The sequence below is a fragment of the uncultured Methylobacterium sp. genome (genome assembly GCF_964244095.1).
Taxonomy (GTDB): Bacteria; Pseudomonadota; Alphaproteobacteria; order Rhizobiales; family Beijerinckiaceae; genus Methylobacterium.
Map to the genome: position 1 here is coordinate 1 of NZ_CAXTHR010000050.1, position 25,706 is coordinate 25,706.

The 25,706-nt window shown below is 72.6% G+C and carries 25 protein-coding genes and 1 pseudogene; 12 read left to right on the top strand and 14 right to left on the bottom strand.

Going from position 1 to position 25,706, the window contains the following annotated elements; all coding sequences use genetic code 11:
* Positions 1 to 118: 118 nt before the first annotated feature.
* The 5 genes from ACFE86_RS10050 to ACFE86_RS10070 all read right to left on the bottom strand — a co-directional run bounded on the left by ACFE86_RS10050 (position 119) and on the right by ACFE86_RS10070 (position 5,453).
* Positions 119 to 1,291, bottom strand: coding sequence for a malate--CoA ligase subunit beta (locus ACFE86_RS10050; RefSeq protein WP_375455196.1), 1,173 nt, complete (start codon positions 1,289 to 1,291; stop codon positions 119 to 121).
* Positions 1,292 to 1,534: 243 nt separating this feature from the next.
* Positions 1,535 to 2,161 carry a methenyltetrahydrofolate cyclohydrolase gene (gene fchA, locus ACFE86_RS10055; protein WP_375455197.1) on the bottom strand — a complete coding sequence of 209 codons (627 nt, stop codon included), beginning with the start codon at positions 2,159 to 2,161 and terminating at the stop codon, positions 1,535 to 1,537.
* Positions 2,162 to 2,179: 18 nt separating this feature from the next.
* A complete protein-coding gene (locus ACFE86_RS10060; RefSeq protein WP_375455198.1) occupies positions 2,180 to 3,040 on the bottom strand; it encodes an NADP-dependent methylenetetrahydromethanopterin/methylenetetrahydrofolate dehydrogenase in 861 nt (286 codons plus the stop codon).
* 141 nt (positions 3,041 to 3,181) lie between these two features.
* Positions 3,182 to 4,120 carry a D-2-hydroxyacid dehydrogenase gene (locus ACFE86_RS10065; RefSeq protein WP_375455199.1) on the bottom strand — a complete coding sequence of 313 codons (939 nt, stop codon included), beginning with the start codon at positions 4,118 to 4,120 and terminating at the stop codon, positions 3,182 to 3,184.
* A gap of 124 nt (positions 4,121 to 4,244) precedes the next feature.
* Positions 4,245 to 5,453 carry an aminotransferase class V-fold PLP-dependent enzyme gene (locus ACFE86_RS10070; protein ID WP_375455200.1) on the bottom strand — a complete coding sequence of 403 codons (1,209 nt, stop codon included), beginning with the start codon at positions 5,451 to 5,453 and terminating at the stop codon, positions 4,245 to 4,247.
* A gap of 620 nt (positions 5,454 to 6,073) precedes the next feature.
* Between ACFE86_RS10070 and ACFE86_RS10075 the strand changes: the two genes are divergently transcribed.
* The 3 genes from ACFE86_RS10075 to ACFE86_RS10085 are packed head-to-tail and all read left to right on the top strand — an operon-like array spanning position 6,074 to position 8,636.
* Positions 6,074 to 6,898 carry a UDP-2,3-diacylglucosamine diphosphatase gene (locus tag ACFE86_RS10075; protein WP_375455201.1) on the top strand — a complete coding sequence of 275 codons (825 nt, stop codon included), beginning with the start codon at positions 6,074 to 6,076 and terminating at the stop codon, positions 6,896 to 6,898.
* Positions 6,895 to 7,962, top strand: coding sequence for a glycosyltransferase family 4 protein (locus ACFE86_RS10080; RefSeq protein WP_375455202.1), 1,068 nt, complete (start codon positions 6,895 to 6,897; stop codon positions 7,960 to 7,962). Before ACFE86_RS10075 ends, ACFE86_RS10080 begins: the two co-directional genes overlap by 4 nt.
* A 23-nt stretch (positions 7,963 to 7,985) precedes the next feature.
* The gene (locus tag ACFE86_RS10085; RefSeq protein WP_375455203.1) at positions 7,986 to 8,636 is read left to right on the top strand and encodes a ribonuclease HII; all 651 of its coding nucleotides are present in this window, start codon (positions 7,986 to 7,988) and stop codon (positions 8,634 to 8,636) included.
* A 6-nt stretch (positions 8,637 to 8,642) separates the two neighbouring features.
* On the opposite strand, the gene ACFE86_RS10090 is transcribed toward ACFE86_RS10085, so the two are convergent.
* A complete protein-coding gene (locus tag ACFE86_RS10090; protein WP_375455204.1) occupies positions 8,643 to 9,761 on the bottom strand; it encodes a PA0069 family radical SAM protein in 1,119 nt (372 codons plus the stop codon).
* Between the two features lie 175 nt (positions 9,762 to 9,936).
* On the opposite strand from ACFE86_RS10090, the gene ACFE86_RS10095 reads away from it, so the two are divergent.
* Positions 9,937 to 10,458, top strand: a complete 522-nt coding sequence (locus ACFE86_RS10095; RefSeq protein WP_375455205.1) for a hypothetical protein — start codon at positions 9,937 to 9,939, stop codon at positions 10,456 to 10,458.
* 3 nt (positions 10,459 to 10,461) lie between these two features.
* On the opposite strand, the gene moaB is transcribed toward ACFE86_RS10095, so the two are convergent.
* Positions 10,462 to 11,016 carry a molybdenum cofactor biosynthesis protein B gene (gene moaB / locus ACFE86_RS10100; protein WP_375455206.1) on the bottom strand — a complete coding sequence of 185 codons (555 nt, stop codon included), beginning with the start codon at positions 11,014 to 11,016 and terminating at the stop codon, positions 10,462 to 10,464.
* A gap of 146 nt (positions 11,017 to 11,162) precedes the next feature.
* Here moaB and ACFE86_RS10105 point away from each other — a divergent pair.
* The 5 genes and pseudogenes from ACFE86_RS10105 to ACFE86_RS10125 form a co-directional block, all read left to right on the top strand.
* Positions 11,163 to 11,553, top strand: a pseudogene (locus tag ACFE86_RS10105) (AIR synthase related protein); the annotation flags it as partial.
* A 183-nt stretch (positions 11,554 to 11,736) separates the two neighbouring features.
* The gene (locus ACFE86_RS10110; protein WP_375455219.1) at positions 11,737 to 13,743 is read left to right on the top strand and encodes a glycosyltransferase; all 2,007 of its coding nucleotides are present in this window, start codon (positions 11,737 to 11,739) and stop codon (positions 13,741 to 13,743) included.
* Positions 13,740 to 14,834, top strand: coding sequence for a glycosyltransferase (locus ACFE86_RS10115; protein ID WP_375455207.1), 1,095 nt, complete (start codon positions 13,740 to 13,742; stop codon positions 14,832 to 14,834). The genes ACFE86_RS10110 and ACFE86_RS10115 overlap by 4 nt, the downstream gene beginning before the upstream one ends.
* Positions 14,835 to 15,390: 556 nt before the next feature.
* Positions 15,391 to 16,869: a GumC family protein gene (locus ACFE86_RS10120; RefSeq protein ID WP_375455208.1), complete on the top strand. Its 1,479-nt coding sequence runs from the start codon at positions 15,391 to 15,393 to the stop codon at positions 16,867 to 16,869.
* Between the two features lie 55 nt (positions 16,870 to 16,924).
* Entirely contained in the window at positions 16,925 to 17,809 is an 885-nt protein-coding gene (locus tag ACFE86_RS10125; RefSeq protein ID WP_375455209.1) for a WecB/TagA/CpsF family glycosyltransferase, read from the top strand.
* 7 nt (positions 17,810 to 17,816) lie between these two features.
* Here ACFE86_RS10125 and ACFE86_RS10130 read toward each other — a convergent pair whose 3' ends face one another.
* From ACFE86_RS10130 to ACFE86_RS10145, 4 genes are all read right to left on the bottom strand, one after another.
* Positions 17,817 to 18,389: an NUDIX domain-containing protein gene (locus tag ACFE86_RS10130; RefSeq protein WP_375455210.1), complete on the bottom strand. Its 573-nt coding sequence runs from the start codon at positions 18,387 to 18,389 to the stop codon at positions 17,817 to 17,819.
* Between the two features lie 198 nt (positions 18,390 to 18,587).
* Positions 18,588 to 18,824 (bottom strand): sulfurtransferase TusA family protein, encoded by a 237-nt coding sequence (locus ACFE86_RS10135; protein ID WP_375455211.1) that lies wholly within the window; start codon positions 18,822 to 18,824, stop codon positions 18,588 to 18,590.
* Positions 18,825 to 18,882: 58 nt separating this feature from the next.
* Entirely contained in the window at positions 18,883 to 20,253 is a 1,371-nt protein-coding gene (locus ACFE86_RS10140; RefSeq protein WP_375455212.1) for a glutamate--cysteine ligase, read from the bottom strand.
* A 221-nt stretch (positions 20,254 to 20,474) separates the two neighbouring features.
* Complete coding sequence (locus ACFE86_RS10145; protein WP_375455213.1) at positions 20,475 to 21,227, bottom strand: 16S rRNA (uracil(1498)-N(3))-methyltransferase; 753 nt, start codon at positions 21,225 to 21,227, stop codon at positions 20,475 to 20,477.
* Positions 21,228 to 21,511: 284 nt separating this feature from the next.
* Between ACFE86_RS10145 and ACFE86_RS10150 the strand changes: the two genes are divergently transcribed.
* Positions 21,512 to 21,976: a hypothetical protein gene (locus tag ACFE86_RS10150; protein WP_375455214.1), complete on the top strand. Its 465-nt coding sequence runs from the start codon at positions 21,512 to 21,514 to the stop codon at positions 21,974 to 21,976.
* A 40-nt stretch (positions 21,977 to 22,016) separates the two neighbouring features.
* Complete coding sequence (gene ubiA, locus ACFE86_RS10155) at positions 22,017 to 22,967, top strand: 4-hydroxybenzoate octaprenyltransferase (protein WP_375455215.1); 951 nt, start codon at positions 22,017 to 22,019, stop codon at positions 22,965 to 22,967.
* Between the two features lie 10 nt (positions 22,968 to 22,977).
* Here ubiA and ACFE86_RS10160 read toward each other — a convergent pair whose 3' ends face one another.
* Positions 22,978 to 23,481 (bottom strand): DUF6101 family protein, encoded by a 504-nt coding sequence (locus ACFE86_RS10160; protein ID WP_375455216.1) that lies wholly within the window; start codon positions 23,479 to 23,481, stop codon positions 22,978 to 22,980.
* Between the two features lie 328 nt (positions 23,482 to 23,809).
* On the opposite strand from ACFE86_RS10160, the gene ACFE86_RS10165 reads away from it, so the two are divergent.
* Positions 23,810 to 24,640 carry a 3'(2'),5'-bisphosphate nucleotidase CysQ gene (locus tag ACFE86_RS10165; protein ID WP_375455217.1) on the top strand — a complete coding sequence of 277 codons (831 nt, stop codon included), beginning with the start codon at positions 23,810 to 23,812 and terminating at the stop codon, positions 24,638 to 24,640.
* A 383-nt stretch (positions 24,641 to 25,023) separates the two neighbouring features.
* Here ACFE86_RS10165 and ACFE86_RS10170 read toward each other — a convergent pair whose 3' ends face one another.
* Positions 25,024 to 25,260, bottom strand: a complete 237-nt coding sequence (locus ACFE86_RS10170) for an AsnC family transcriptional regulator (protein ID WP_375455218.1) — start codon at positions 25,258 to 25,260, stop codon at positions 25,024 to 25,026.
* A gap of 213 nt (positions 25,261 to 25,473) precedes the next feature.
* A complete protein-coding gene (locus tag ACFE86_RS10175; protein ID WP_375455220.1) occupies positions 25,474 to 25,683 on the bottom strand; it encodes a cold-shock protein in 210 nt (69 codons plus the stop codon).
* Positions 25,684 to 25,706 lie beyond the last annotated feature (23 nt).

A 25,706-nucleotide genomic window follows, 5' to 3' on the forward strand; every position in this document is an offset into this window, starting at 1 on the left:
CCGGTGATGCCCTGGACGAGGATCGGGGTGGTCTCGTCGATGAGGATGCTCATGGTCTGATCCTTCGCTGTCGCAAGGGCTTTCCGCTGTCCGAGAGGCTTCCGCTGTGGCGAGCGCTTCAGTGCCTGGCGGCGTTGCACGCCTCGACCGCCTTGCGCGCGGCCTCCGACAGCGTCTCGGCGGTGATGAGGTCGAGGCCGCTCTCGGCCAGGATCTTCTGCCCGGCCTCGACGTTCGTGCCGGCGAGCCGCACGATCAGCGGCACCTCGATCCGCACCTCGCGCGCCGCCTGCACCACGCCCTCCGCAACCCAGTCGCAGCGGTTGATGCCGGCGAAGATATTGACGAGGATCGCCTTGACGTTGCGGTCCGACAGCACCAGCCGGAACGCGGTCGCGACGCGATCGGGCGAGGCGCCGCCGCCGACGTCGAGGAAGTTCGCCGGCTCGCCGCCCGCGTGCTTGATCATGTCCATGGTCGCCATGGCGAGCCCGGCGCCGTTGACGATGCAGCCGATCTCGCCGTCGAGCCCGATGTAGCTGAGGTTGTGCTCGGCGGCCTGGGCCTCGCGCGGGTCGCCCTGCGAGGGGTCGTGCATGTCGGCGATGTTGCGCCGGCGGAACATCGCGTTGTCGTCGAAGCTCATCTTGGCGTCGAGCGCCAGCACGCGGTCGTCGCGGGTGACGACGAGCGGGTTGATCTCCAGCATGGTGCCGTCGCAGTCGCGGAACGCCCGGTAGGCGTTCATGATCGTTTTCACCGCAGCCGACACCTGCTTGATGTTGAGCCCGAGCTGGAACGCGATCTCGCGCGCCTGGAACTGCTGCAGGCCGACGGCCGGCTCGACCACCACCTGGATCAGCGCCTCGGGCTCGTTGGCCGCGATCTCCTCGATGTCCATGCCGCCGCGCTGCGAGGCGATGACGCGCACGCGCTCGGCCTTCCGGTCGAGCACGTAGCCGAGGTAGAGCTCGCGCTCGAACGGGTCGGCGGTCTCGACGTAGACGCGCTGCACCGGCTTGCCCTCCGGGCCGGTCTGGAGGGTGACGAGGCGCTTGCCGAGCAGGTCCTTGGCCGCGTCGCGGACCTCGTTGTAGGTCCGGCACAGCCTGATCCCGCCGGCCTTGCCCCGGGCGCCGGCATGGATCTGCGCCTTCACCGCCCAGAACGAGCCGCCGAGTTCAGTCGCCGCGTAGACCGCCTGGTCGGCGCTGAAGGCGACGGCGCCCTTGGGAACGGCCACGCCGAAGCTCGCGAGCAGCTCCTTGGCCTGATACTCGTGCACGTCCATCGGGCGCCTCCTCCGTGTCGTCGTTCGACGCGGTTCTACGCCCATATTTTACTTTGTGTGACGTCGGTGTCGCGTCAAATTTTTTTGCATTCCCGTTGAGTTCGGCTTGATCGACCAAGGAATGCTTTTCGTATTCAATGGTGCGTCGCAGCATAACTTGGCTGCGCCGGCTCACGACCTTGCGCCGTGCCCGAATTCACTGTCCCCGGCCGTGTCCGGCCGGAGATACGTTTTCGCGCCGGCTCAACTCACCTTGGCCTTCACCACCTCGTAGACCGCCTCGTTGAGCGGGCCGGCATCACCCAGCAGGCCTTCGAGTTCGCCGAGCCGCGCCTCGGCGAAGGCGCGGTCGTCCAGGCCCTTGGCGTTGACGTAGACGTTGAGCGCGGCGCTGCGCAGGCCCGCATGGGCCGAGAGCACGGCCACGCCCGCATCCGAGATGACGTTGAGGTTGCCCTTGTCGGCGACGATTTCGGCGAGATCGATCACCCCGCGGCAGGCGCGGCAGCAGGCGAGCGGCACGTCGGTCGCCACCTTGAGCGCCGCCTGGATCGTTTCCGCCCGCACCGCCTTCTCGTCGTCGGTGCCTTTGGGAAGGCCGTAGGCGCCCATCACCGCGTCGAAGGCCGCCACGTCCTCACTGATCATGCCGGTGAGCTGCGCCCGCAGGGCCTCGGACTGCGCGAGCAGGTCCTTCAGCTCGGCCTCGACCGCGACGTACTTCTTCTTGCCGATGGTGAGGTTGCACACCATCGAGACCAGCGCCGCGCCCATGGCGCCGGAGATCGCGGCGGCCCCGCCGCCTCCGGGGGTCGGGGCGGCGCTGGCCAGCCCGTCGAGGAAGGTACGGATCGTGTCGTGCTCGGCCATGTCCCGCATCCCCTCCGATCAGGCCATCTTCCTGGCGAGCGCGTAGATCTCCTCGGCGTCGAACACCTGCTCGGTGTTGTCGAAGAGCTTGCCGACGCAGGCGCGATGGAGCTTCAGCTTGAGCCCGCCGATGCCGAGCGCGCCGAACGACGCCTTGCCGTGGCGCGCACGCGCCTTGTCCATCGCCTCGATGCCGCCGATGCCGGTGGGCGGCTGGGCGTTGTAATCGGCCACGAACTGGATCGAGGCCTCGTCGGCCCAGGCGGCCTCGGGCAGCAGCTCGACGCCGATGGCGCCGGCCGTGAACACGAGGTTCGTGCCCTTCACCAGCGCGACGCGGGAGGCCTCGTCGGGGGTCGCCGCTGCGAGGACGCGAACCTTGAACCGCGCGTTGATCGCGTCGGCCGCCGCCTGCGTCCGGTCGAGGGCGCGGCCGGCGATCGTCACCTCGGCGCCCTCGCCCGCCAGGAGCGCCGCCGAGCGCATGCCGACCGGGCCGGTGCCGGCCAGGATCACGGCCTTCTTGCCCTGGAGCGATCCCGCGGCCTTGGCGACCAGCGCGACGCCCGCGGCGGCGGTGGTGTTCGCGCCGTTCGAATCGAGCATGCACGAGACGCGGAACGGCCCGAAGAAGCGCTTCCGGACCGCCTTGAACAGGGCCTCGCCCTCGGTCATGCCGCTGCCGCCGACGAAGATCGCCGTCGACTTCTTCTCCGATCCGCCGCGGGTGTAGATCGTGCCGTCGACGAGCGCGCCGACGGTCTCGGGCGTGACGCCGCCGTAGCCGGTGATGCGGTCGGCGCCGCCGTCGTAGCCGACCACGGTGTCGAACACGCTCGGCACCGCATCGGTGTCGAACTGGAACAGCAGCTTCTTCATCGTCGGTCCTTTCGCGCCGCGGCTCGGCGCGGCCGGCGTTGGGCGGGGTTTCGATGTGCGGGGGTTCGATGTCGCGGCCGTCGCCCGGCGAACGGGCTCCGGCCGCCGCCGCGCGCGGGGCGGCGGCCCCGGGCCGCGAACCTAGACGACGTTCTGCGGCTTGCCGGCGACGAACGCCTCGACGTTGTCCACGAGCTGGTCGGCGAGGATCTGCATCGCCTGCTTGCTCGCCCACGCCACGTGCGGCGTGACGATGAGGTTCGGCAGGTCGAGGTCGCACAGCACGTTGCCCGCTTTCGGCGGCTCCTGCACCACCACGTCGAAGCCGGCGCCGCCGATGGTGCCGGCCTTGAGCGCCTCGGCCAGCGCCTCTTCGTCGACGAGCCCGCCGCGGGCGGTGTTGATGAGGAGCGCGTGCGGCTTCATCTTCGCGAGCTGTGCCCGGCCGATCATGTTCCGGGTCTCCGGCGTCAGCGGCGCGTGCAGGGTGATCACGTCGGATTCGGTGAGGATCGTGTCGAGGTCCACGAGGCCGTCCTGCGGGAAGACGTCGTAGGCGATGACCTTCATCCCGAGCGCCTCCGCGCGCTTGCCGATCGACTTGCCCAACGCCCCGTAGCCGACGATGCCGAGCGTCGAGCCGGCGATGTCGTGGATCGGATAGTCGAAGTAGCAGAACTGCGTCGACTTCGCCCAATCGCCCCGGCGCACGGAGTTGGCGTAGGGCACGATCGCGCGCCGCAGGGCGAACATCAGCCCGATGACGTGCTCGGGCACGGTGTTGAAGGCGTAGTTGCGGATGTTGACGACGGTGACCCCTTGCGCCTTCGCCTGTTCCTTGTCGATCACGTCCGTGCCGGTGGCGGCCACCGCGATCAGCTTCAGGTCGGGGAGCTGTTTCAGCGTGTCGGCGCGCATCGGCACCTTGTTGAGCAGCGCGATCTCGGCGCCTTCCAGCCGGGCGACGACGTCCTCCGGCGTCCAGGTCGAGGCGTATTCCGTGTAGTCGTGCGGGAAGCCGAACGGCCGCACGGTGGCGTCGAGGGACTCGCGGTCGAGGAACACGATCTTCTTGGTCATCAGGACCCCTTGGCCTCGGTGCCCGACGGTGGCGTCCGCCCGGCCTGTCCGATCGGTGCGCGCGGATACGGGATACGGGGGGGTCGGCCGCGCGGGCCAGCTCCCCCCCGCGCCGTGATGTCCGTCAGCCCTTGGCGAGCGGGTGCTCGCGCAGGTAGCTCGAGGCCGCGGCCACGCCCGAGCCGGGGGTGACGTGCACGCCGTTGTCGAGCATCGCCATCTCGGTGCCTGCGATCGCGCCGAGCAGCGACAGCTCGTTCAGGTCGCCGAGGTGGCCGATGCGGAAGACCTTACCGGCGACTTGGGAGAGGCCTGCGCCGAGGGAGAGGTTGTAGCGGTCGTAGGCGTGCTTGATGATCTTGGCGGCGTCGACGCCCTCCGGCGCCAGGATCGCGGTCACCGTGTCGGAGTTCCACTTGGGCTCCTTGGCGCAGGTCTTCAGGCCCCAGGCCGCCACCGCCTGACGGGTCGCCTCGGCGAGCACGTGATGGCGGCGGTAGACGTTGGCGAGCCCTTCCTCCTTGATGCAGTCGAGGGCCTCGCGCAGGCCGTAGAGCAGCGGCAGCGGCGGGGTGTAGGGGAAGTAGCCGGTCGGATTCTGCTTCAACTGGTCGGCCCAGGCGAAGTAGACGTGCCCGAGGCGGTCGTTGCCGCCGCCGGCGCCCTCCGAGACCTTGAGCGCCTTGTGGCTGACGCAGAGCACGCCGAGGCCGGCCGGCAGCATGAAGCCCTTCTGCGAGCCGGCGATGGCGCAGTCGACCTTCCACGCGTCCATCTCGAAGGGCAGCGAGCCGATCGACGAGATGCCGTCCACGAACAGCAGCGCCGGGTGGCCGGCCGCGTCCATCGCCCTGCGCACCGCGCCGATGTCGCTGGTGACGCCGGTGGCGGTCTCGTTGTGGACCACCATCACGGCCTTGATCGCGTGATCCTTGTCGGCGCGCAACGCCTCGCCGATCCGCTCCGGGCTCGCGCCGGTGCCCCACGCCTCGTCCTGGACGATCACGTCGAGGCCGAGGCGCTGGGCCATGTCGACCCAGAGGTGGCTGAACTGGCCGAAGCGGGCGGTCACCACCTTGTCGCCGCGGCACAGCGTGTTCGCCAGCGCCGATTCCCAGATGCCGGTGCCCGAGGACGGATAGAAGATGATCGTCCCGGCCTCGGAGCCGAACACCATCTTGGCATCCGTGAACAGCGGCTTGACCAGCGCCGGGAAGTCCGGAGAGCGGTGGTCCTCGGAGGGCACGTGCATCGCCCGGAGCACGCGGTCCGGGATGTTGGTCGGGCCGGGAATGAAGAGATGGTTGCGTCCGGGGCGCCGGGTTGCCGCCATGGGGTGTGTCCTCCGATTACCTGAGTCGTTGGCCGGCCTGGGCGGACGGCGTCTGGGATGATGCGTCGCGGGCGGCGCAGGGGGCGTGTCGTGGTCCGTGGGCGGTCCGGTGTCGCGACGGCGGCCCGGCTGCCGCGCGCAGGCCTTCGTCGGTCGTCCGCATCACCGGGCGATACGGGGCGGCGGCGTGGTCTCGCACCGCTTGCGGTATGGACCGCATGCCGGTCGCCTCCGAAAAGCCTCGTCTTCCATGCGTCGGCCGCGGTCTGCATGCAAGTCGCGATCATGCAAGCCGCGATCACGCACGTCGCGCGATGCGGGCCGGCGTTCCGACGACCATCGCCACCTTACCTCCCGTGGTTCCGCCCCGGACAGCGACCGCCTGGCCGTTTCCTGCGCCGGCTCCATGATCGGAGATCGCCTGCCTCTATTATGAACACCTAAGCCGCGGAAGCGAAACTGGAAAAACTTCCCCTGCGGCGAAAAAAAATTGCGGCGCGCCGCCACGCGGGCGCGAACGCCTCATGCGCCATCGCAGCATCGATGCCGCAGCGGCCGTCATCAAACTGAGACGCGTTTCCGCTCTGGCTCCAGGCCGGGACCGCCGCCGGGAGATGCTCGTGGCCGACGACACGGAAGCGACGACCCGGGTCCGCACCCTGTTCCTGTCCGACCTGCATCTCGGCACCCGGGGATGCCAGGCCGGGCTGCTGCTCGACTTCCTCAAGGATTACGACGCCGACGCGATCTACCTCGTCGGCGACATCGTCGACGGCTGGCAGCTTCGCGCGGGCTGGTACTGGCCGCAAGGGCACAACGACGTGGTGCAGAAGCTCCTGCGCAAGGTGCGCAAGGGCGCCTCGCTCACCTACGTGCCGGGCAACCACGACGAGTTCCTGCGCGACTACATCGGCACCACCTTCGGCGGCATCGCGATCGCCGAGAGCCGCATCCACGAGGCCGCGGACGGCCGGCGCTACCTCGTGATCCACGGCGACCAGTTCGACATGGTGGTGCGCCACGCGCCCTGGCTCGCCCATCTCGGAGACGGGGCCTACACCCTCGCGCTGTTCGTCAACACCGGCCTGAACAAGGTCCGCCGCCGGCTGGGCCTGTCGTACTGGTCGCTCTCGGCCTGGGCGAAGCTGAAGGTCAAGAACGCGGTCAACTTCATCGGGGCGTTCGAGCGGTTCCTGTCCGAGGAGGCGCGGCGCCAGGGCGCGGACGGCGTGATCTGCGGCCACATCCACCACGCCGCCGACCGCCGCATCGACGGCCTGCGCTACCTCAACACCGGCGACTGGGTCGAGTCCTGCACCGCGCTCGTCGAGCATTACGACGGGCGGATGGAGGTGCTGCACTATCCGAGCGTGCTGCGGGCCCGCGCCGCCGGGGAGGCCGGTCACGACACCCTGACGACCCCCGGGCGGCGGGCGGTCGCGTGAGGCTGCTCGTGGCGACCGATGCGTGGGCGCCGCAGGTCAACGGCGTGGTGCGCTCGCTGGAGCACATGGCGGCGGCGGCGGCCGGTCACGGCTTCGACCCGGTGTTCCTGACGCCGCGGGATTTCCGCTCGCTGCCGATGCCGGGCTATGCCGAGATCCGCCTCGCCCTGTGCACGCCGGCGCGCCTGTCCCGGATCTGGGACCGGCTGAGCCCGACCCACGTGCACGTGGCCACCGAGGGCACCATCGGCCACGCGGTGCGCCGCCGCTGCCTCGCACAGGGGCGCCCCTTCACGACGAGCTACCACACCCGGTTTCCCGAATACCTTGCCGCCCGCGCGCCCGTGCCGCAGGCGTGGAGCTACGCGTGGCTGCGGCGCTTCCACAACGCCGCCGCCGGCACGATGGTCAGCACGCCCTCGCTCGAGCGCGAACTCGCGGCCCGCGGCTTCCGCGGCCTGATGCGCTGGACGCGGGGCGTGGACACCGACCTGTTCCGCCCGGCCGATCCCGGCGCGCCCGCGCCCGCGGCGTTCGCCGGCCTGCCGCGGCCGATCTTCCTGTTCGTCGGGCGGGTGGCGGTGGAGAAGAACGTCGCCGCCTTCCTCGGCCTCGACCTGCCCGGCACCAAGGTCGTGGTCGGCGACGGGCCGGACCGGGGGCGCCTCGCGGCGGCGCACCCGCACGCGCGGTTCCTCGGCACCCGGACAGGGGCGGAACTGGCCGCGCTCTATGCCGGCAGCGACGCCTTCGTCTTCCCGAGCCTCACCGACACCTTCGGCATCGTGCTGCTGGAGGCCCTGGCCTGCGGCCTGCCGGTGGCGGCCTATCCCGTCACCGGTCCCCTCGACGTCATCGCCGGCACCGGCGCCGGCATCCTCGATGCGGATCTCCGCGCCGCGGCGCTCGCGGCCTTGGCGGTCCCGCGTGCGCGGTGCCGGGCCGAGGCGCTGCGCCGGACCTGGGCCGAGAGCGCCCGGCAGTTCTTCGGCAACATCGCCAGCGCGCATGCCGGTGCTTCCATCATCCGCGCTCCGGCGGTGGACGCCGCCTGCCCCGGCTGACGGGGTGACGCGGCGGCGCCGGGATGCGAAGGGTTGGCCCGCCCCGTGAACCCGATGCGATCCGCCCCGTGCCCCCCTTCGATCCGGCCCGCGCCGCCGAGTATCCCGCCGTGATCGGCTGTGACGAGGTCGGGCGCGGCGCGCTGTGCGGCCCGGTGGTGGTCGCGGCGGTGTGGTTCGATCCGGCGGCGATCCCGCCCGACCTCCTCGCCCGCCTCGACGACAGCAAGCGCGTGAAGGAACCGCTGCGCGAGGCGCTGACCCCGCTGATCCGCGCGCATGGCCGCGTCGCTCTGGCGGCTGGCTCGCGCGCGCTGATCGACCGGGTCAACGTCCGCGTCGCGACGCTCGACGCCATGCGCCGGGCGGTGCTGACGCTTCGCCTCGACGCGCCCGTGCTGGTCGACGGGCGCGACCCCGTGCCGGGGCTGTCCCGGCCCTGCCGCGCGGTGGTCGGCGGCGACCGGTCGGTGCCGCAGATCGCCGCCGCCTCGATCGTCGCCAAGACGTTCCGCGACCGCCTGATGCGGGTGCTGGCGCTCCGCCACCCGGCCTACGGCTGGGAGCGCAACGTCGGCTACGGCACCGCCGCGCATCTCGCGGGGCTCGCCGCCCGAGGCCGCAGCCCGCACCACCGCACGAGTTTCACGCGGCGCTATCCGGCGGCCGGGTAGAGCGGATCACAGCAGAGAGAACTGTTCGCCCGGCCTGGCGAAGGCCGAGGCATCAAGCGTCACCCGTTCGCGCGCATAGCCGAGGCGCGCCTTGGCCAGCCGCATCCGCGTCGCGATCAGCTCGGCATAGGCGCCCGTTCCCGTCATCCGCGTGCCGAAGGCGGCGTCGTACGCACGCCCGCCGCGGGCCTGCGCGACCAGCGAGAGGACGTGGCGCCGCCGCCCGGGATAATGCGCCGCGAACCAGTCGGCGACGAGGTCCTTCAGTTCGTGCGGCAGGCGCAGCAGCACGTGGTTCGCCTCCCCCGCCCCGCAGGCGCGCGCCTCGGCGAGGATCGCCTCGATCTCGTGGTCGTTGAGCGCCGGGATGATCGGCGCGACGATCACCATCACCGGCACGCCGGCCGCGCTGAGCGCCCGGATCGCCTCAAGGCGCTTCTGCGGATGCGGCGCACGCGGCTCCATCCGGCGGGCCAGCACCGGGTCGAGGGTGGTGACCGAGACCGCGACCTTGACGAGGTTCTGGGCCGCCATGCCGCCCAGGATGTCGAGGTCGCGGGTGACGAGGTTCGACTTCGTCACGATCCCGACCGGATGGCGGAAGCGCGCCAGCACCGCCAGGACCGCGCGGGTGATCCGGTGCTCGCGCTCGATCGGCTGGTAGGGATCGGTCGCGGTGCCGAGCGCGATGGTCCGCGGCGCGTAGCCCGGTGCCGACAGCTCGCGCTCCAGCAGGCGCGCCGCGTCCGGCTTGGCAAACAGCTTCGTCTCGAAGTCGAGCCCTGGCGACAAGCCCGCATAGGCGTGGTTCGGCCGGGCGAAGCAGTAGATGCAGCCGTGCTCGCAGCCGCGATAGGGGTTGATCGAGCGGTCGAACGGGATGTCGGGCGAGGCGTTGCGGGTGATGATCGTGCGGGCCCGCTCCAGGGTCACCTCCGTGCGCCGCACGGGCGCCGGCTCGCCGGTCGGCCAGCCGTCGTCGAGGATCTCGCGGGCGATCGCCTCGAAGCGCCCGTCGGGGTTGGCGGTCGCGCCGCGCCCGCGCGCCGAACCCGGCTGCGCCGTGCTCGCGCCGAGCCGGCGCGGCGCCGAGTCGCCGTCGTGCCGCGTGCGGGATTTCGGCATCGTGTGCCCTGCTCGCCGGCGTGAGGGTTTTCACATGGAACATATCATGAACATGAAAGGCGCCACACGCCTCGATTTTAGGCAGAACCCCCTCCGTTGTGACCGGTCGGCAACGCCCCGCCCTGTCTGTTGCAGCGCACCCTTCTCCGGCGGCGAAAATACGGTATGCGCGGCCATGATCTCAGCCCTGGTCTTCGTTGCCGACCCCGGCGACGCCGATGCGATCGACCGTCTCGCCGATTCCCTCGGCGCCCTCGTGGGCGGCGTCGCGGCCGGGCTCGTGGCGGATGCGGTGATCGTCGCGGGTTCAGCGAGCGGCGCCGTCGGGACCATCGCCGACGCCACCGGCGCGGTCCTCGTCGTCCCGTCGCGCGGGGACGACCCCTGGGCCGTGGGCGCGGCGGCGGCGCGTCGCGACTGGGTCCTGTGCCTGGAGGCCGGCGACGTGCCCGGCGACGGCTGGATCCGCACCCTCGACCGCTTCGTGGGCACCGCACGCGCCGACGCGTCGCTCGGCCGCCTGCGCCGGCCCCATGCCGGCCTCGTGGCGCGGATCGCCGCCCGCGCCGAGGCGGTGGTCGGGGCGCGGGCCGCGCGGGCCGGCGACCTCGTGCGCCGCGAGCGCCTGAGCGCCGGCGGCACCTTCGCGCCGCGCCTGAGGCCGCGCCGGCTCGGCGCCCGGATCGACCGGGCCTGAGCCTCACACGGTGACCGAGGCCCCCCGCCGCAGGTGCTCGTCGAGGCGCGGCATGATCTCGACGAAGTTGCAGGGCCGGTGCCGGTAGTCGAGCTGGCTCGCCAGGATGCCGTCCCAGGCGTCGCGGCAGGCGCCGGGCGAGCCCGGCAGCACGAACACGTAGGTGGCGTTGGCCACCCCCGCGGTGGCGCGCGACTGCAGCGTCGAGGTGCCGATCTTGTCGTAGGAGATCCGGTGGAACACCGCCGAGAAGCCGTCCATGCGCTTCTCGAACAACGGCTCCAGCGCCTCGGGCGTCACGTCGCGGCCGGTGAAGCCGGTGCCGCCGGTGGTGAGGACCACGTCGATGCCGGGATCGCGCGTCCATGCCTCGACCCGGCCCCGGATCGCGGCGACCTCGTCGGCCACGATGCCGCGGGCGGCCAGCCGATGGCCGGCCTCGGTGAGACGCTGCACCAGCGTGTCGCCGGAGCGGTCGTCGTCCGGCCGGCGCGTGTCCGAGACGGTGAGCACCGCGATCGCGAGCGGGACGAAGCGGCGGTCGGGGTTCTCGGACATCGGACTTCCTCGTGAACGTCGCGCCGGGATATGGGTCGGCGGCGGCGCGATGTCCCGTCCCGGCCCGCGGGACGCACGCCGTCCCCGATCCGCTACGCTCGACCGGCCGCAGAACCCCTTTCGGCCTCGAAGCGCGGCGCATCACGATGGATGATCGTCCCGTCCGCCTCACCAGCCCCGCCCATGGCTGCGGCTGCAGGCTCGATCCGGCGATCCTGCGCTTGCTGCTCGCCGACCAGCCCGCCGCCGGCCCGTTCGAGCGGCCGCTCGTCGGGCGCCCAGACCGCGGGCGCCGCCGCCGTCTAGGCGCCCGACGACGGCACCTGCGTCAGCGCCGCCACCGACTTCTTCACGCCGATGGCTGACGACCCGCGCGACTTCGGCCCGATCGCGGCCACCAACGCGATCTCCGACATCTAAGCCATGGACGGCAGGTCGACCCCGGCGCTGGCCATCCTCGGCATGCCGGTCGGCAGGATCGCGGCCGCGGTCGCGGCCGAGATCCTGAAGGGCGGCGCATCGACCTGCGCCGAGGCCATCCTCGCGCGCGGCCGGTCATCCGGCCGCCGCGATCGTCGGGCGGGTGGAGGCGGGCGCGGCCGGCCTCTGCGTCGCGGCCTGAGCGGGGCCGGCAGGCGATCGCCATCTAAGGCGATCTTCATCTCTTCCCGCCACGGTGGCCGCCCCGCGACGCGTCGCGCGAAGCCGCCCGTCATCGTCTTGACCCAAGCCCCCCCCGATCCGGATCGAGCGAGCGCCCACGGCGTCGCGGGCTGGCCCTTCGGCCGGCCCGTACCGGCGCCCGCGCGACCGGATCGCCTGCCGGACGGCCGGCCCTGGCCGCGCCTGCGCGTCCTGACCGTCGCCTCCGGCGGCGAGCCGCGGCTCGCCGCCGGCATCCGTTCGGTCGCGCGGCAGGATTTTCCGGACTGCCGGCACGACGTGGTGCCGCCCGGCGCGGCCGCCCTGGCCGCGATCCTCGCCGACGGATCGGTCGATGCCGTGCTGGTCCTGCGGGCGGGCGACCTGCTGGCGCCCGGCGCGCTCGCCGCGCTCTGCCTCGATGCGGTCCTGAGCCGCGCCGGGGCGGTCGCGGGCCTGCGCGTCCTGTTCGATGCGGCGGTGAGCGGCCTCGACCTGCCGGCGGCCCAAGGCGTCGAGCCGGAGGCGGCCGTTCCCTTCACCGGCGGCGAGATCCTCTGGCAGCGGGCCGCGCTCGCCGGGGTCGGCGGGTTCGATCCCGCCGATCCGCGCGGGCCCGCCCGCGCCTGGGCGGCGCTCGCCGAGACGCCGGCCGGGGTCTCGCGGATCGGGCGTCCGGTGCTGCTTCAGCACGCGCCCGGGCGCGATGAGACGCCCGGGCGGACCCTCTCGGTGGCCTCGCTCACCGGCACCGGGCATGCCGGCGGCGCCGGCATCGCCCATCGCCGTCTCGGCGCTGCCCTGAGGCTTGCCGGTCACCGCGTCGCGGACCTGCGGCTCTCGGACGAATCGCCGCCGGCGGCCGCGGAATGGACCGATGCGTTCCCCGTCGCGGAGGCCGCGATCCTTGGCGGCGGCCACGACCTCGTGCTCGCGGGCAACCTGCACGGGGCGACGCGCAGCCTCGACCTCGTCGGGCGGCTCTCCGCGCGGCTTCCGGTGGCGCTCGTGCTCCACGACCTGTTTGCGCTGACCGGGCGCTGCGCCCACCCGCGCGGCTGCCCGCGCATCGAAGGCCCGGGCTGCGACGCCGCCTGCCCGACCCCGGACGAGTACCCGCAGCTCGCGCGCGGACGCATCGCCGGCGCCCGGGCCGGCAAGCGCGCGGTGCTCGGCCGCCCCGGCGGCCCGCTCCTGCTCGCGAACTCCGCCTGGACCGCGGCGCGGGCCGCGGCGCTGGCGCCCGCCGGCACGCCGATCGCCCCGCTCGCCCTCGCCTTTCCCACGGGCGTGTTCCGGCCGGGCGGGCGCGGGGCGCTGCGGCGCGACCTTGGGCTGCCGGCCGACGATCTGCTGATCCTCGTCTCGGCGGTGGTGCTCGACGGCCCCGACAAGAACGTCGGCGATCTCGTCGACGCCCTGCGCCGCGTGGCCCGCCCCGGCATCGGCTTCGTCGCGATCGGCCGCCTCGACCACCCCGCCCGGCTCGCGCTGCCGAACCTGTTCGCGCCGGGCCTGATCGCCGACGAGGCCGGCCTCGCCGCATGGTACGGCGCCTGCGACCTCCACGTCACCGCGAGCCGGCTGGAGACCCTCGGCCAGACCCCGATCGAGGCGGGCCTCTGCGGCACGCCGACGCTGGCCTACCGCATCGCCGGCCTCACCAGTTCGGTGATCGACGGCGTCTCCGGCCGGCTCGTCCCGGCCGAGCCCGGCGCCCTGGCCGAGGCCCTCGAAGCCCTCGTCGCCGACCGTGCCGCCCTCGCGCGCCTCGGCGCCTTCGCGCGGATCGTCCTCGAAGGCCGTTTCAGCCCGGCCGCCGCCGCGATGTCCCTCGACCGGATCTTCCGGGATCGCGGCCTGATGCCGGACGGCCCGGGGCGCCTGCGCCTCGACCCCGCAACGCTCGGCCATTTCCCCTTCGCCGCCGCGCCCTGCCCGGCCGCGACCGGCATCGTCGAGGCGCCGGCCGGCCCGTTCGTCCGAAGTCTTCGCCGCGCCAAGCAGCGCCTGCTCGGCCGCAGGCTACCGCCGTGGATGCGGCGCGGGCTCTACCTCGCGTCCCGCGTGCGGAGGCTGCGGTGACCGGCTTCCGGATCTACGTCGACCAGACCCATATCCGCGGCCACGTCACCGGCATCGAGCGGGTCGCCCGCGACCAGTTCACGCCCGAGATGCTCGGGAGCGGTGCGGTCCGGGCCGTGCGCAGCCGCGGGATTGCGCGGATGATCCTCGCGCAGCAGGTCGGCCTGCCCTGGCGCGCGGCGATCGATCGGAAGGCGCAGTTCGTCATGGCCGGCTTCCCGCCGGGCCCGCTGCTGGCGCCGTTCGCCGAGCGGTGCATCGTCTGCGTCTACGACACGTTCCTGCTCGAGCGGCCGCAGGACCTCAATTGGAAGAGCCGGCTCTACATGGTGCCGAGCTTCCGCTGCGCGCTGCGCTGGGGCCGGCGGTTCCTCGTGATCTCGCGCACCACGGGGGAGGCCCTGCGCCGGTTCTGCGCCGCCGACGCGATGGTCGCGCTGCTGCGTCCCGCGGTGCGGGACGTGTTCGGTCTTTCCGGCCTGCCCGCTCCCGCCGCCTACCGGCCCGGCGAGCCGCTGCGGATGCTCGCCATCGGTACGATCGAGCCGCGCAAGGACTACGCCGCCGCGATCGAACTCGCGGCGGCGCTGGTCCGGGCCGGCGTGCCGGCCGAACTCCACATCGTCGGCCGGGTCGGCTGGGGCCGGCATGCCTTCCTCGACGACCCACCGCCGTTCCTGACCTGCCACGGCTACGTCGACGACGCGGCGCTCCGCGATCTCGCGGCCCGCGCGCACCTGCTGCTCTCGACCTCGAAAGCGGAGGGGCTCGGCCTGCCGCTGCTGGAGATCCAGCACGGCGGCCTGCCGGTCGTCGCGCCGGACGGTCCCGTGTTCCGCGAGGTGCTCGGCGAATCCGGCCTCCTCATCGATCCCGGCGACCCCGCCGCCGCGGCGGCGGACCTCGCGGCGTGGGCTCGGACCGGACGGCTCGGGCAGGCGGCGGCCCGTTCGCGGGCCAACGTCGCCCGCTGGAACGGGCTCGCCACGCGCGACGCCGAATGCTTCCGCGCCTACCTCGAAGACGGCCCCTCGGCCTACGGACCCGACGGCCTCGTCGTCGCGGCCGGCCCCCGTGCCCCCGGGTGGTGAGCGACCGGATTCACATAGATCCCGGCGCTTGCCGCGTCGGTGGCCGCGCATCCCCCCGCGCCGCTTGCGCGGAGAGGGCCGCGGCGACCCCGTCGTCGTCGTCGTGGGCCAAGGCGGCAGCCGAGGGTGAGGGAGCGACACCGGAGGCGCCTCATCCGACCGCGCCCCCTCATCGCCGCTTCGGCTTCGCCTCCGCTCCCCGGCTGCACGACGGGGTGCAGCCGGGCCTTCCCCGCAAGCGGGGCGAGGGGGCCGCGCCTCATCCGATTGCGTCGAGAGATGTGTGCATTCGCCAGGGTGGTGAGGCGGACTGCGTATTGAGCGCCGCGCCGGGAGCCCGTTAAACATACTCTCCGTCGGTGGATGGACTGGCGCCGTCTTCCGCTCCGATGCGAAAGACGTGGCCGGCTCGAAGGTCTTAATTCTTTGGTACGGTGATTGCGGAAACACGATCGAACACCGTCGAGGCACGGCGCCCCCGGTCCGGGACGAGACGGGACCGCCCCGGATCGGGACGGAGCCGGCGAACCGGCGGACAGGTGAGGGAAACAGGCCGATGTTCGATTTCTCGACACCCGTCCGCGGCGAACCGGTGGAGGTGGCGCTGCCGCCGGGACTCTCGGACCGGACCGATCCGCGCACCGTCCTCCGGCGCCTCTGGCGGGGCGCGAGCTTCATCGTGCTCGGCGGCCTGTTCATGGTCGCCGCCGCCGTGGCGGTGCTCGGCCTGCTGACCCCGGTCTACACCTCCGGCATCCAGATCCTGATCGATCCCTCGGACCTGCGCGTCGTCGACAACGACGTCAGCGCCCGCACGCCCCAGGCCGACAGCGGCGTGTCGCTGGCCGAGAGCCAGACCAAGGTGATCCAGTCCGACAACGTCCTGCGGCGCACCGTCGAGGCGCTCGCCCTCGACCGCGACGACGAGTTCGCCAAGCCCGATTCCGACAACCCGACGATCGTCTGGCTGCGCACGGCGCTCGGGATGCTGCCGCCCGCGGGCGGGCGCGACCCGGTCAACGTCGCGATCGACACGCTTCAAACCAAGCTCACCGTGCGCCGGGCCGAGCGGACCTTCGTGATCGACGTGCTGGTGCAGTCGCGCGATTCCGAGAAGGCTGCGCGGATCGCCAACGCCATCGGCGACGCCTACTTCGCGGAAGAGGCCGCCGCCCGCACCGAGGCCGCGCGCCGCGCCTCCGACGCGCTGAACGGCCGGCTGTCGAGCCTGCGCCGCGACGTGGAACTCGCCGAGGGCAAGGTCGTGAAGTACCGCGAGGACAACAACCTCGTGGCCGCGAGCGGCCGGCTGCTCACTGACCAGCAGCTCGGCGACCTGAACCAGCAACTCGTCACCTCTCAGATCAAGACGGCGGAGTCGCGCTCGCGCCTCGACCAAGCCCGCAAGATGAAGGCGGGCGAGGCCAGCACGGCGCTGCCGGAGATGCTGCAATCGCTGGAGATGCAGGCGCTGCGCCAGCAATACGCGACGCTCTCGCGCAACACCGCCGAGCTCGCGACCCGGCTCGGCGAGCGCCATCCCGCGATGGCCGAGCAATACGCGCAGCAGCGCGACCTCCAGCGCCTGATCCAGCGCGAGAAGGAACGCATCATCGAGACCACGCAGAAGGATTACGACCGCGCGGTCGCGAGCGAGGCGGCGATCCGCAAGAGCCTCGACCGGGCCAAATCCGAGACCGTCACCAGCGACCGCGCCAATGTCGGCCTGCGCGAACTGGAGCGCACGCTCGAATCGCGCCGCGGCGTCTACGAGGTCTACCTGCGCCGCTCGCGCGAGGCGAGCGAGCAGGAGCGGCTGAACAGCGTCAACGTCCGGATCATCTCGGCGGCGATCCCCGCGCGCCTGCGCACCTGGCCGCCCTCCCCGAAGCTGGTGCTGCCGATCGCGCTCTTGGCCGGCATCGCCCTCGGGGCTGCGATCGCGCTGTCGCTCGGGGCCTCCCGCGACCGCCGGAACGGCCGGCGCGACGGGCACATCGCCGCGGCCCGCAGCCTCCGGGCGGCCGATGCTTGAGCCGCGCGACCTCTGCATCCCGGACGGCGCCGCGCCGTCGCGCAGGGATCCGGCCGTGGACGCGGCACCGCGCGCACGGACCCTGCGGCCCGGCGACCCGCATGCGCCTTCGCCGGCGGAGGCCGAGGGCCCGGTCCGCGAGCCGCCGGTCCCCGCTCGATCGGACGGGTCCGTCGCGGCCGGCTCCGCCTGGAGCGTGCGGATGTTCGGTCAGGTCTTCGCCGCCGGCCCCGCGGCCGGCATCCTCGCCGTCGCGGCGGCGGAGCCCGCGACCGGGCCGCGCCTCGTCGTGACGGCCAACATCGACCACATCGTGCTGCTCTCCGAGAACGCCGCCTTCCGCGCGGCCTATGCGGGGGCTGCCGCGCGCACCCTCGACGGAACGCCGCTGGTCTGGCTCGCGCGGCTGCGCGGCCATCCGGCCGCACGCGTCACCGGTCACGACCTCCTCGCCGACGCCCTGTTCGCGCCGCCTCCGGCCGGCCGGCGCGTCTTCCTGGTGTGCTCGGTGGAGCCGGTCGCGGACGCGATCCGGGATCGCCTCGTCCGGTCCGGCTTCGATCCGGGCTCGGTCGCCACCTGCGTTCCGCCCTTCGGGTTCGACGACGACGCCGCCTACGGGCAGGCGCTCGCCGCCCGCATCCGCGCCCACCGGACGAGCCTGCTGGTGATGGGCGTCGGCGCCCCGCGCTCGGAGATCTGGGTCCACCGTCACGGCGCCGCCCTCGGCGCGCCGCTCGTCCTGGCGGTGGGCGATGCGGTGAGCGTCGCGGCGGGCCTCGCTCCCCGGGCGCCGGTGCTCCTGCAGCGCGCGGGCCTCGAATGGGCGTTCCGGTTCGCCCGCGCGCCGCGCCGGCTGTTCCACCGCTACTTCGTGCGCTCGTGGCGCTTCCTCGGCCTTCTCCGGCGCGAGCTGGCGGCGGGCGAGCGCGCCCCGTGAGGGTCGGTCAGGACGGGGTGAAGAGGTCCGGGTGGCGCAGGCGCAGGGCGAAGACGAGCAGCAGCGTCTTCATGTCGGTGATCTCGCCGCGATCGCTGCGTGCGGCGAGGTCGTCGAGGGGGACCTCGTGCACCGTGATCGCCTCGTTCTCCTCGGCGAGCCCGCCGCCCGGTCCGGAGCGGTCGGCCGCGGCGAAGGCCGCCAGGAACAGGTCCATCCGCTCCGTCGAGATGCCGGGCGCGCTCCAGGCGCTGACGACCCGCTCCAGGGGCCCGAGCGCGACGCCGGTCTCCTCGTAGGCCTCCCGGCGCGCGCCGTCCTCCGGGTCGCCCTCGTCGAGGATGCCGGCCGGCGTCTCGACCATGTCCGGCGGACCCTCGGCGAAGAAGACCGGCGCTCGGAACTGCGAGACGAGGAGGGCGACGCGGCGGGCCGGATCGTAGGGAAGCACCGAGACCGCCCGGCCGTGATCCTCGATCTCCCGCGTGATCCGGGTGCCGTCCGGCATCGTCACTTCCGCGACGAGGAACCGGGCCCAGCCGTCGTGGACGAGGCGTGTCCCGCGGATGATGGGTACCATGCCTGTGGATCTTCCCTGCGAGCGGCCGTCGCGACGGGCTCTACGCAGGCGATGGTTCAGGAATGAGGCGGCTTCGCGGAGTCTCCGGGGCAGGCGCGGGAGCGTTTTCCAGCGAGGCGGATGCCGGCTCGCGTGAAGACAACGACCCCGTAAGAAGTTTGGAGCGACGTCCATGATCCGACGATCGTGCAATCCGCTTTAAGGGGCCCGCCGGATCGCGAAGCGCGTCACGGTGCCGACCCGATCGACGGCTTCGAGGGTGTCGCCCTCCTCGCGCACGAGGTTCGGGATGTCGAGGCCTGCGAGCGGATCGGTGCAGGTCACCCGCAGCAGGCCGCCGGCCGGCAGCGTGCGGAGCGCCTTGCGCGTGCGCAGGACGGGCAGCGGGCACTTGAGGCCCGCCAGATCGAGTTCGATCGCTGGCGCATCCGGCATGGAAGGACCCCGGCGGCGGGAGGGCGAACGGCGGGCACGCTTGGATCAAGCGTCGGGGTCATCGGAACGTGCAGTGCGTGAAGGCCGGGTCGATCGAGCGGTGCCACGCGTCCGCGTAGGCGGCGAGCCGCTCCTCGGCCTGCGAACGGCCGGCCGCGACGATCGCCTCCAGCGGCTGGAGATGGATGGTCTCGTCCCGGCCCGAGGCGTCGCGGCGGGCGCGCGCCGTCAGCCCGGCGCGGGCGATCGCCAGCGCCTCGGCCGCGACCGCCCCGAGGTTGCGCCCCGGCACCGGGGTGGCGAGGCCGAGGCGCGGGACGGTGGCGCGCAGCGCCTCCCGGTCGGTGGCGCTCCAGCCCGAGACGAGGTCGAGGGCCGCGTCCAGCGCGGTGTCGTCGTAGAGCAGCCCGACCCAGAACGCGGCCTGCGCCGCGATCATGCCGGCATTCCCTACGTCGGCGCCGCGCATCTCGAGGAACCGCTTGAGACGGACCTCCGGGAAGGCGGTCGAGGCGTGGTTGGCCCAGTCGGAGACGGTTGCGTACTCGCCCGGCATCTGCGCGAGCCGGCCCGCCATCAGGTCGCGGAACGCGGCGCCGGAGACGTCGTGGTAGGTGTCCCCGCGCTTGACGAAGTACATCGGCATGTCGAGCAGCCAGTCGACGTAGCCCTCGTAGCCGAAGCCCGGCTCGAACGCCCGCGGCAGCATGCCGGTGCGGTCGGGATCGGTGTCGCGCCAGATCTCCGAGCGGCGCGAGAGGAAGCCGTTCGGCCGTCCGTCGGTGAAGGGCGAGTTGGCAAACAGCGCGGTCGCCACCGGCTGCAGGGCCAGCGCGGCGCGGAGCTTGCGCACCATGTCGGGCTCCGAGGAGAAGTCGACGTTCACCTGCACGGTGGCGGTGCGCAGCATCATGTCGAGGCCGAGCGCGCCGACCTTGGGCATGTAGCCCGCCATGATCCTGTAGCGGCTCTTGGGCATCACCGGGGTCTCGGCCCGCGTCCATTTCGGGCTCATGCCGAGGTCGAGGAAGCCGATGCCGAGCGCGTCCGCCACGCGCTTCGTCACGGAAAGGTGCGCGTCGAGCTCGCGGGCGGTGCCGTGCACGTCGGCGAGCGGCGCCCCGGAGAGCTCGAACTGCCCGCCCGGCTCGATCGAGATCGCGCCGCCCTCGGCCGCCGACAGGCCGATGACGTTGCCGTCGTCGATGATCGGCTCCCAGCCGGTCTCGCGGGCGACGCCGTCGAGCAGCGCGCGGATGCCGCGCGCGCCGTCGTAGGGGACCGGCGCGCGGCTCTCTGTGTAGAACGGGATCTTCTCGTGCTCGGTGCCGATCGCGAAGGCGTCGCGGGGCTTTTCGCCCGCCGCGAACCAGTCGATCAGCTCGGCGCGGGTGGTGAGCGGGGTCGTGTCGGACGTATCGCGCGCCATGCGCTGCCTCGCCGTGAAAACAGGTGCGGACCTGGGAAGCGCGCCGGCCGTCTCGCGGGAGCGATGCGGTCGAGCCCCGTCGCCGGGAAGCCGTGTCCTTAATCCAGGGCGCGGGGCCCGACAACGCGGGCCGGCGACGCCGCCGCTCCGGGCGGCGTCGTTCCCCGGGCGAGGCCGTCCGGCGCGAACCCCGATGTGCGCGGGCGCACGTGACAAAGCCCTCAGCGGGCGTCGCCGAGCACCGCCTGGACGAGCGCGAGCACCGCGACCATCGCGGTGTCGGCCCGCAGGATGCGGGGGCCGAGCGAGAGCGCCACGGTGTTGGGGCGCTCCATGATCGTCGTCCGCTCCTCGGGTGCGAAGCCGCCCTCCGGCCCGACCAGCACCGCGAGCGGCACCGGCCGCCCGGGATCGGCAGCGGCGCGCAAAGCCGCCACCGGGTCGGCGATCGCGGCGTCCTCGTCGCAGAACACCAGCAGCCGCTCCGGGGCGAGGTCGACGAGCGCCGCATCCAGGCGTGCGGCAACCATCAGCTCGGGCACCGCGAGGATGCCGCACTGCTCGGCCGCCTCGATCATGTTGGCCCGGAGCCGTTCGGTGTTGAGCCGCTCGCCCTGCGTGCGGCGCGTCAGCACCGGACGGATCGTGCCGGCGCCCATCTCCACCGCCTTCTGCGCGAGGTAGTCGAGCCGGGCGCTCTTCAGGGGCGCGAACAGGTAGTGCAGGTCGGGCCGCCCGGTCTGCGGCCGCGTCCGCGCGTCCACCACGAGATGCGCGCTCTTGCGGCCCGAGGGGACGAGGCCCGCCCGCCACTCGCCGTCGCGCCCGTTGAACAGCAGCACCGGATCGTCGGGCTGCCGGCGCAGCACGTTGAGCAGGTAGTTCGCCTGCGCCCGGTCGAGGGGAAGCGCCGCGCCCGCGAAGAGGTCGCCCGCGACGTGCAGACGGGGCGCGGTGAAGTCGTAGGCCGCCATCGGCGCTCCGTCGCGCGTGGGCGCGCCACTGTCAACGTCGCGTCATCGCGCGAAACCTGTTGCGCGAAGGCAACGCGCGCGGGTTTTCGGAGCGCGGCCGACGCATGTCCGCGGCGGCCCGTTTGCGGCTCGATTGACGCCACATTCCTATGGCGAAGCGGGGACCGGGCAGTCCGGGCCGGCCGATCCGCGGCGCGGCCGGCACCCGGCCTGGGAAGCGTCCGTCGCCGCCGCGCGGTGACGTCGCGGCCATGCGACCGGGCGGATCTTAGGGAGGCGAGACCATGACCTACAGGACCTTCGGATGGGCGGCCGTGCTGCTGGCGGGCAGCCTCGTCTCCAGCACCGCCGCCTTCGCGCAGGCCGCCGAGTGCAGCGCGATCCAGACCACCCTCCAGGCGCGCAAGGACCTCGTCGCCAAGGCGAACTCCGCCTCGAACACGAAGAAGAAGATGACGCCGCAGGAGGCCTGCGCCCTGTTCGGCAGGCTCCAGGCCAACGGCGTCGAGGGCATCAAGTGGATCACCGCCAACAAGGAGTGGTGCTCGATCCCCGATGCGTTCGCGGAAGGCTTCAAGGCCGACCACACCAAGGTGGCGGGCATCCGCACCAAGATCTGCGGCATCGCCGCACAGGCCACCAAGATGGAGGCGCAGGCCCGCACCCAGGCGCAGAACGGCGGCGGCGGCGGCCTCCTCGGCGGCCCCGGCCTGACCGGCCAGTTCAAGCTGCCGCAGGGCGCGCTCTGAGGCACATGCGCCGCGCGTCCAGCCCATCCCGACGCCGCTCGTGAGCGCCGGCGAGGTCGCTGAAGCCCGCGTCGCCGACGCGGTCGCCGGCCATTGGGTCGACCGGATCGCCCCCCGGCCGGTGCGGCCCTACCTGCGGCTCGCGCGCATCGACCGGCCGATCGGCTGGTGGCTGCTGCTGCTGCCGTGTTGGTGGTCGGCGGCGCTCGCGGCGACCCATGCCGGCCTGCCCTGGCCCGATCCGCGCCACCTGCTGCTGTTCCTGGTCGGCGCGGTGGCGATGCGCGGGGCCGGATCGACCTACAACGACATCGCCGACCGCGACCTCGACGCGCAGGTCGCGCGCACGCGCTCGCGCCCGCTCCCGTCGGGTCAGGTCGGCCCGCGGGCGGCGGCCGCCTTCCTCGCAGCGCAGGCCTTCCTCGGCTTCCTCGTGCTCGTGCAGTTCGACGCCTTCGCGATCCGCGTCGGGATCTGCTCGCTGGTGCCGGTGGCGATCTACCCGTTCATGAAGCGGGTGATGCCGATGCCGCAGCTCGTGCTCGGGCTCGCCTTCGCCTGGGGCGCGCTGATGGGCTGGGCGGCGCTCCTCGACCGGCTCGGAGCCCCGGCCCTGCTGCTCTACGCCGGCGCGATCGCCTGGGTGATCGGCTACGACACGATCTACGCGGTGCAGGACATCGAGGACGACGAGATCGCCGGCATCCGCTCCTCGGCCCGCCTGTTCGGCGACCGGGTCAGGCTCGCGGTGGGCTCGTGCTACGGCGCGTCGGTGGCGCTGATCGCTGCTGCCGCCTACGGCGCCGGGGCCGGCCTGCTCGGCTATCTCGGGATCGCGGCGTTCGCCGCCCATCTCGGACGGCAGGTGCTGCGCCTCCGGGGGCGCGACGGGCGCGGGGCGCTCGCCCTGTTCCGCTCGAATCGCGGGGCCGGGCTGATCCTGTTCGCGGGGCTTGCCGCCGACACCGTCAACCAGGGCTGGCCCGGATAGGGCGGGAGGCTCACGAGCGGGCGATGATCTCGTTCTCGCCGCGGTGGATCTGCGGGCGCACCGGCAGGCGGCCGGTCTTGCGGCGCACGAGGAAGCGCGGGCGGCGGTCGCCGAGCGAGCCGTGGCGGCGGATGCGGGTCTTGCCGAGCATCAGCCGGCCGACCTGAGCTGCCACCGTCGCGAGCGCACCGTCCTCGCGCACGATCATCCGCGGCAGGCCGGTGCGGGCCGAAAGGTCGCGCCAGACCGCGACGACCTCCTCCTCGCAGAACGGACCGAGGCGGGAGAGCACGCCGCCGTCGGCATCGACCAGGAGCAGCGCGAACCGATCCTCGCCGCAGCCCTCGGCCTCGTCCGTCGCGAAGGCGAGCGCGATGCCGGCGGGCTTCGCGGCGGGCGCCCCCGCGCCGATCACCGGCAGCGTCGAGGCGGTGAAGGCGAAGCCCGGCGCGGCGGCGCCGTCGGCGCCGGGATGTCCGGTGCGGTTCCGATCCATGGTCTCGAAAGTGTTCATCCGCCCGCCGTCCTTTTGCAAGTGGCGACCTGCCTGGGCCGTCCGTCATGGCAAGCAGAATGGGGTCTAACCTCCCCACGGTGGCTTAAAAGTGAGCGTTAAGCGATCGTGGACGGGGACCTCCCGTCCGGAATGCTCAATGCTTCCTTGCGCCGACCATCGAAATCCGGGCGTATCGCAGTGCGGCCTCGCGATCCTTGTGGCGCTCCGGGCCACCGCCTACAACGGAGCGACCGCCCCCTTCGCCATCGGCAACGGTCCGCTCGGCGCGTCGGGCGGGTCCGATCCCGAGCGCGATCCCCTCGCCCGATGCCGGACACGGACCGCCATGCCCGACCCGATCCAAGCGGATTTCGTGCTCGACCTGATGCCGGACCTGCGCGACGCGCTCCGGGAGGCGGCCTCGCTCGCCCTACCCTCCTTCCGCGCGGGCGGTCACACCGCGGCGCGGATCTGGTCGAAGGCCGGCGGTTCGCCGGTGACGGAGGCGGATGTGGCCGTCGACACCTTCCTGAAGGTCCGCCTCGGCCAGATCGTGCCGGCGGCCGCCTGGCTCTCCGAGGAGACCGCCGACGATCCCGTCCGCCTCGGGCACGACCTCGTGTGGATCGTCGACCCGATCGACGGCACCCGCGCCTTCCTGTCGGGGCATCCCGACTGGTCGATCGCGGTGGCCCTGCTCAAGGCCGGGGAGCCGGTGGTCGGCTTCGTGCACGCGCCCGCGCTCGGGCAGGATTACGAGGCCGTCCGCGGCCGGGGCGCGACCTGCAACGGGCGGATCATCGGAACCGCGCCGGGTCGGGACCTCGCGACCGCCCGCGTCACCGGCCCGAAGCCGATGTTCGACCGGCTCGAGCGCGGTGTCTCGCGGGCGGGAGCCGAGGCCGCCTTCACCCGCGTCGCGCGCGTGCCGTCGCTGGCGCTGCGGGTCGCGCGCGTCGCGGACGGGTCGATCGATGTCGGGCTGGTCTCGTCGGATGCGCGCGACTGGGATCTCGCCGCCGCCGACCTCATCCTGCGCGAGGCGGGCGGGTCGGTCTGCGACCTGCGCGGCGTGGCCACCGTCTACAACCGGCCGGACCCGGTGCACGGCGAACTCGTCGCGGTGGGGCACGCCTTGCGCGACGCGGTCGTCTCGGCCTGGAGCCGCGGCGGCTAGAGCGCAATCCGACGAAGTGGACACCGGTTCGTCGTAAGAGTGCGCGTGAAATCAGAGCCCTAGAGCCGTTCCCGATCCAACGTGATCGGGAACGGCTCTAGGGCATTTTCCATGATCCCCGGATCACAGAAAATGCTCTAAGTCTCTGTGCGGGCGCATTTTCTTCACGCGAGCCGGTATCCACCTCGCTGGAAAACGCTCTAAGCATCATTGCGCGAAGTGGCCGCCGGTTCGCGCGAGGACAATGATGCGGCACCCAATGATGCGGCACCAAGGAGATCAAAGCAGGCTTTCCTTGGCGAAGCCACGAAAGCCTGCTTAGGGCCTGTCCTGTGCCGGGCAGGAGGAGCCGGTCCCGTCGCGACGGGACCGGCTCGACGCCTTCAGGCGCGGGCGGACTCGCGAAGCGCCAGGGTGGCCGGCGCGAGCCCGAGGCGCTCGGCGAGGTGCCAGCGCAGTTCCCGGGGCGAGTGGTAGTTGTAGGAACGGTCGATGAGATGGCTCAGGTCGAGGGTCGGGGCGTCCGACGTCGCGCTCTGCCTGATGCATCCCACCTTGAAGGTCGCCGCGTCCGTGACGGGCGAGCGGACGCTGTGGCGTCGGGTGTACTCGAACAACATGGTGTGTCTGGTGGTCTTTCATGGGGACCGGGTTGGTTCCGCACGTCGCGGGCCCGGCTCTGTTTCTGGTTGTCGGCGTGCGCGATCCGCACGATGCCGAAGATCTTGAGGCGCAGATCTCCGAAGACCCTGCCGTCCGGCGCGCCCGGGCCCGAGGGACGGACACGTCGGATGGGTTCGGCCGCGTCGCGGCCGCATGGAGAGACCGAAGTCTCAGGCGGCCTGGAGGTTGGCTGCAGCGTCCTTGCCGCTGCGCTTGTCCGTCAGGATCTCGTAGGAGAGCTTCTGGCCCTCGACGAGGTTGGGCATGCCGGCGCGCTCCACCGCCGAGATGTGAACGAACACATCCTTGCCGCCGTCGTCAGGCTGGATGAAGCCGTAGCCCTTGGTTTCGTTGAACCACTTCACGGTACCGGTATTCACGTCGAGAACCTCGTATCGTCGAT